The 3,217-nt window shown below is 59.9% G+C and carries 1 protein-coding gene and 1 pseudogene; one reads left to right on the top strand and one right to left on the bottom strand.

What is annotated here, in order from left to right:
- Nucleotides 1-154 precede the first annotated feature (154 nt).
- A pseudogene (locus tag ACZ53N_RS36900) lies at nucleotides 155-364 on the top strand (IS5/IS1182 family transposase); the annotation flags it as partial.
- A gap of 116 nt (nucleotides 365-480) precedes the next feature.
- Here ACZ53N_RS36900 and ACZ53N_RS36895 read toward each other — a convergent pair.
- Nucleotides 481-1,272, bottom strand: coding sequence for an NUDIX domain-containing protein (locus ACZ53N_RS36895; RefSeq protein ID WP_469145076.1), 792 nt, complete (start codon nucleotides 1,270-1,272; stop codon nucleotides 481-483).
- Nucleotides 1,273-3,217: the final 1,945 nt, after the last annotated feature.

The following is a 3,217-nucleotide window of genomic DNA, read 5'->3' as shown; positions in this document are numbered from 1 at the left end:
CCTGATATCCCGGGCGATACGCAACGCGGCCCGCAACCGGAAACTGGCAGCCGGAGCAATATTCCATTCCGACCGGGGCAGTAACTACATGTCAGTCGAGTACGCCGCCGGCCTCAAGGCACTCGGGCTACGGCAATCAGCCGGTCGCACCGGGGGCACAATCCGGGTGCCCTACCGCGGCCGCTGGAGGAATCTCCAGGCTGGCAAACACGCCGTGAACCCCTCCCACGCCAGAATCCGCGCTGCCGGCGAACAGGCCAACGCCACCCCCAAATCCTGGCGGCTCCCGCGGAAACTCCACTGCAGTACCACCCGCATCACCAACACCGTCAAAGCCGTCCTCACCCTCCAACACACCACATCAACGGGAGCTTGGGAAAGGCCCAATATGAAACCTTCAGGCCTTCCTCAGATTTGCCGCAGCCTTCTGCTGTCACAAATGACTCATCCGCCTCACCATAATCTTAGCGAAAGGTCTGCTTATGCTCGGGCGTTGCCTGTGCCTTGGGTGACAGGTTCGGTATTTTCTCTGAGATTTTCAAGGATGGCAACCCACCAGCTACGGTTCCGGTCGTTCCTCCACCCTTCGATGACACCCCACTTATCCCGAACATTCCAAACTTCCACTGTGTTAAGTTCGTTGTCGGCCGGAGCTCCTGGGTACTCCGTCGCAATTTTTTCGTACATCGTGATATTTCCCGCCTGGACGGCTTCCGCAGCCCGCCTTGCCTGATCCAAATTCTTTTTCATCGCACCCTTTACCGCAAGTAGTCCACTCTCGCTAATCGATGCATAAACCGCATGATACTTAGCCGTGATGCGTTTCACCTTCTTCCCTTTACGCTTGTTGTAGGTATCCCTGAAATCTTCGCGTCGATATTTCACGTCTGGGTCAAAAACCATCAGATCCTCTACTCCAGTTTCCTCCCGCATTTCCCTGAGCGCCCCCTGCTCAACCTCCTCAGCTCTCTCCAGATGCCCGCCAGGAAAGGCCTCTTGCCCTGCCCCGAAAGGAATGTCTTTACCTTCCCGATACACATCTCCACCGGTTTTAGTGTTCTGATAGTAATATCCGAGTTCATTCTTGGTTGCCATAAGAAAATTTCCGAATGTGTCATGAATGACAATGTACACGTTTTCTTCATCCGGGGGCGGTGCGGCCGCGGCAGGGGGCGGCGCAAGCGTTAGTAGCATAAGCCCCGAGAATACGGCGCAGGCTTGGAAGTATTTCTGGAAAGCTTCGGAGGTAACAGCCGGAAAATATACCTTCATGAGTTTGGATCCTCCAAAATATTAACAATATCTCATCAGTAATCCCAAAGCCCTTTTCATGTACAGCCCGTTGGATGGGATTGCAGCTGTGGCTAAATCGGTGATGCCGTGGATGCGGGCGGCCTTCGCGTCGCCGAGCAGAACAGGCGTGATCCACGGCAGCACCCCGTCGTCCGTCATGACGACCCGCAGGCCTACTCCTTCCCGGTGGATTCTCCAGGAGAAGCAGCCCTCGGGCCGGATCCGACGGTTCCGGCCCACGGCGCCGTCCAGGAGAACGTAACCGTCAGTGTGCCGACTAGGTAAGAGCCTCTGTCACAACAACGGCCCGAACGCTCGGGCATGCTATTCACGCGGCGCCAGGCTATGCCTGCGCCCGATTTTGGCGGTGGCCTACCTGGGTGTCGTGCTTGTGCAGGCAGACCAGGGCACACTCTGGGCGGAACGGGCAAGCAAGCCTGCCCTCGCGCGAAGTGAACACCACCGTGACCAGCCCACAAGCGCCACAAGCCGCACAAGCGGAAAATGCTTCCTTAGGGGATCTCAAGGGAGGGAGCCTGCCGAGATTCCATCAGTAGCACCTTTACGTTTGCGAGATAAAGTTATCACCCGCGATGCTGCGGCGGCAGAAGGTCGCCTCCCGCATCCAGGGCGGGGGAATTTATGGGGCTAGACTGCCCCCTGAACAGTGACCCAAGTACCGCCAGCGAACCGCACGCCGTCAACGCGAAACAAGGAAAGTGTGAATATTTCACCCGTTCGGTGGCGTGCTGCGGGGTCGGAACTGTTGAGTTGTGTACATGTGTGGGTGTAGAAGTCACCTGCGGGTGGTGGGGGTTGATGGTGTTTTCGGTGGAGGTAGCGGCGGGGCTCGTGGGTGGAGTCGTCGGCTGAAGGGTACGGGCAGGCTGGACGTGCTGTTTGATATTCGCGTTCAGCGGCCTTCGGGACTGAGCACCGGGCTGTATCCGGGGGCAGCAGGTGCAAATCGATCCGCTTTGGTATTATTGGCGAGCCGGATGCGGACAGCTTTGCCGCGGTTGGACGGGGTGGCGGTCGGCGATCACGGGGATCTCGCGTCCGGCCTGACGGGCGAGCTGGTCCGGAACAGGTGAACACTTCGCGGTGGACATCTCGGTGAACACGGTGAAGCACAGGGCGCCGCGGGAGGCGATCGCACATGAGGTTCACCCGGAAGCGGCGCCCGTTGACCCGTACGACCGAAGTCTGGCCCTTCGGAGCCCAGGAGCAGCCGGGCGGCGCGGTGTCCGAGCACAGTCCGCACTGTCATAGCAGCTGTAGTTCCGATCATGCTGCTGCGGTGACCTCGTTCCAATGGCGGTGGCAGGTAGCGGCCTGGAACTGATGGCTGGCTCGGCGCCAGCTCGACCAGTGCAGGATGTTCGGGGTCGGTCACGCGCTGGGGCGGGAGTGTCCAATAGACGGCGGATCTGATGATCAAGGAGACGCCAGATGACAGACACGGCAGCTGTAGTTCGTGACGTGTGAGGTCTCTGGTCATGTTGTTGGTGGCTGTTGCGGTGATCTCGTTCCAGTGGCGGTGGCAGGCCGTCGCGCGATGCTGGTGATGGCGACGCCACCGTGACCAGCGCGTGGCGTGAGCCGGATCGGTGTCCTGGCGGGGCCGGGCGAAGGCGCGGAACAGGGCGAGGAGGTCACGCGGGCTGACGGGCACTATGACCCGGTCGTCGTCGAGGTCGTCGGGATTGCGTTGCCGCTCGTGGAGGGCGCCGACTGTCAGGAGGGCGTAGGCGAGCACGCTCATCAGGCTCCAGCGGTGCCAGGGGGTCCAACAAGTGACCTGGCCCGTGTCGAGGTGGGCTAGTGACGTGATCCCCGTGGTGTGGACACACCTGACAATGGATCGTGTTGATCCTGGATGGTGTAGATCCACGTGGCAAGGCCCTCGAAGTACAGTGCGGAG

The sequence above is a fragment of the Streptomyces sp. NPDC033229 genome, assembly GCF_055576875.1.
Note: the sequence above shows the minus strand (reverse complement) of the source record. Positions and strands in the feature narration are given on the sequence as shown.